Origin of the sequence: Vibrio barjaei (assembly GCF_001639065.2) — a bacterium.
Taxonomy (GTDB): Bacteria; Pseudomonadota; Gammaproteobacteria; order Enterobacterales; family Vibrionaceae; genus Vibrio; species Vibrio barjaei.
On the sequence record NZ_LQXO02000010.1, the window covers coordinates 1 to 3,122 of the forward strand.

The window sequence follows — 3,122 nt, forward strand, 5'->3', positions numbered from 1 at the left end:
CGTGCCATGCTTTGTGAGTGAAGTGTGTGTCTGTTGATACTGAGTAAACTTCAACACCACGCTCTTGAAGCTCTGCATAGTGGTCAGCAAGGTCACCAAGTTCAGTTGGACAAACGAATGTGAAGTCAGCTGGGTAGAAGAAGAATACAGCCCATTTTCCTTTCACGTCTTGTTCTGTGATTTCTACAAAGTCGCCCTGTTTGAAGGCGGTTGCTGAAAATGGCTTGATAGTGGTGTTGATCATGATTTTTGCTCTCTCAATTAGTTATTTTTTAGATGGTTATGCGCTGTCCTGCGCCGATGTATGTATATTGCATTGAGAGCGTGTTTTTGAAAATTCGTCCTTTCCTATCTATTTGATAGGGGTTTCCTATCAAGACACTTTCTTGAGTGAAAAACAGGTTGAGACGAAGAGAGCAATTCTTGAAGAGTGTTCAGAATTAACGTTTGTTCAATGAACCTTCCTTGAGACACAAGTTACTGGAACCGGCGGTCTCAAAGGCTAAAAAACTTTAATTCTAGCCATAGTATTGAACTAAGAAATCGTTGATGACACTCACCACACTGTACACCATTTCTCACGCAGCACTATTTCTAGATGAGCATCATTTCTTAAAGGAAGAGGGGACAAAAACAATTAAGACAAAACACCGATAAGCTATACAATACTCTCGCTACACGGTCGTAGCATGAAGTACTCATTCACAGAAAAGCCAAAAGTAGCCGCCTATGTCTAAAGATTATGATTTCACTACAGAATACACGCTCGACAAGACCTTTTTTGCGGAATGCTTTGACCAAACTAGCCATCCCGCTGCATTTCCAAAAGCCTATTTTAAAGGAATACTCTTTCTTATTTTTGGCGCAGTACTCGTAAAATTTGAGTTACTTCCAAGTAGTTACGTGGGTTGGTTCTTTATTGTATTGAGCATTATCGAAGCGTTAAGTGTTTATTTTAAAAGAACGTGGTGGTTATGGCGACAAACGCTCAGTACGAGTTCTGGGAGTAAAGTCCGACTTAAGATTGACTCTAACGGTATGAGTTATAAAAGCGGCAAAAACACCCACAACATCACTTGGAGTGAAATTGACCAACTTGAACAAAGCGACTTAGGCTTTATCCTTCATATAGGTAAGCAACGCCAATACGTAAGTAAATCTTGCTTAAATGATGTAGCAATTGACTTCATGATCGAGCAGCACGCGAAATCTAAAGTGAACTCGCATTGATGTACATAGAATAGGTGCAATGAAATGGATATGATCAGACGTCTCATTTCCAGTTAGCCAAATGTGTTAAGGCATCCTCACTTTCGTAAGGATGATGTCATTTCAAGTCAGGCATTTAGTTAAAGTTGCCGCATCGTATCACTGTTGGTGAAGGTGGCGGCAACTTTGGAATAATAGAATTAAGGCACTATGTAATCTCTACAAAGCTGCGAAGTCTAATTATCTACATGTATTTAAGGAAAAAGTTAGTAATCGCTAACTCAGCTTCTGGTCCATCTGGGCAGTGACCGGAGTTACCAAAATATGCCACCTCTCCTCTCGTTGAAAGCCCAGCGGTATACCTCATTTCTTCAGGCGGATTCACCATGTCATCTTTAGTGTTAATAGCCAGTACAGGGACATCAGTTTCGTTCGCTTTAAAGCCTTTAGTCATAAGCGCTAACGGAATCGTCCACTCTCCGTAAGAATCAAGGTCGCTGACATCTTTGACACCAATTCGATAGCCGTAAGACATAGACGACATAAGCGGGGCGTGGTGGAATACCTGAGTGTCAGTCAGTACGTCAGTCACTACTGCACAGCGAGCAACGCCTGCTTTTAGCTCTGGAGTATTGAGGATGAATGTCATCAGTGGCACGCCACCACCCGAAGAACTCAACGCTCCAACATTACTGCCGTCTAACCTTAGATCAGACTTAACATATGCCAACGCTGCTTGGTGAGTCTGATCTTCCTTGCCTAATTCAATGATAATGTTGTTGTTCAGCCCGCCACCAGGGATATCAAAAGTTAATACCGCAAAACCTTGTTTCAACAGCCCATCAATTGCATCGCGGTGTTCAGTCAGAATTTTATCGACACCACCTGTGTATAGGATAACGCCAGGCTTCTCGGAACCTTTTGGGATATGTAATAAACCCGTGATTGAGCCTTTAGTCATGAGCGGCATATCCACTCGCTCTACATCGATAGTAGGACTCAATGCTTCTGCTTTGAGATACATATCAACTGATCGATCAATGGCTTCGTGTTCGTGCTCCGTCATGTGATTTGGGTATGAAGCAATTAAGTACATCATGGATGCCTTACGATACGACTCATAATCACTTGCTGAGTTTGCATAATCATCAGCAACTTGAGTGAATTCATATGTCCAATGACCCGCTTCATTTGTGTTGACGAAATCGCGTAGCGGTTCACCCGAATCAATCTTATCTAATGTATCTCGTATGTCTTGGTCGGGTACAACGTGAGTCCAATTTTCCATTCTTAGCTCGCGAAACCATTGTGATTGGTCTACTTCAAGAGCTTGTTCTCCTCGAAATTTCTTATGGGCATCGATGTTATTTGAGGTGGTTGCAAATGTTGCTGTTGCAAATGCCGTAATGCCAAGTAATACGCTTAGGGGGAGCAGTTTCTTATTCATACCGTACTCTTTTCGTGTCAGTGGATTAATTCAATATATGTAGAGTATTCCTATTGATGTCGAAAAAACGTCGATATGTATTTGTTCAATCTAATTCATTGAATTGTTTTAGTTTTTACAGAGAGAAACACACACGCCCCAACTCGCTATGCGATATTGGGGCGTGTAACACGGACTCGATATTCCGTTTAAACTAGCGTTTTTTTAGCTTAGATTTTGCCAACTAGGTCTAGAGACGGTGCTAGTGTTTCTTCACCTTCTTTCCATTTAGCTGGGCAAACTTCACCTGGGTGAGCGGCAACGTATTGTGCTGCTTTCACTTTACGCATCAGGTCCTCTGCGTCACGGCCGATGCCTTCTGCAGTGATTTCCATTGCTTGGATAACGCCTTCTGGGTCAACCAGGAAGGTCGCGCGGTCTGCCAGACCTTGACCTTCACGCATCACACCGAAATTGTTGGTGATAG

3 protein-coding genes and 1 pseudogene are annotated in these 3,122 nt (G+C 42.5%); 1 reads left to right on the forward strand and 3 read right to left on the reverse strand.

The window, feature by feature from the left end:
* The coding region (locus AWH66_RS06375; RefSeq protein WP_143081478.1) for a redoxin domain-containing protein at nt 1–244 on the reverse strand (244 nt) is incomplete at its 3' end.
* A gap of 485 nt (nt 245–729) precedes the next feature.
* Here AWH66_RS06375 and AWH66_RS06380 point away from each other — a divergent pair.
* Nucleotides 730–1,230, forward strand: a complete 501-nt coding sequence (locus AWH66_RS06380) for a YcxB family protein (protein WP_063602913.1) — start codon at nt 730–732, stop codon at nt 1,228–1,230.
* Between the two features lie 223 nt (nt 1,231–1,453).
* Here AWH66_RS06380 and AWH66_RS06385 read toward each other — a convergent pair whose 3' ends face one another.
* A complete protein-coding gene (locus AWH66_RS06385; protein ID WP_063602912.1) occupies nt 1,454–2,656 on the reverse strand; it encodes an alpha/beta hydrolase in 1,203 nt (400 codons plus the stop codon).
* Between the two features lie 209 nt (nt 2,657–2,865).
* Nucleotides 2,866–3,122, reverse strand: a pseudogene (locus AWH66_RS06390) (peroxiredoxin); the annotation flags it as partial.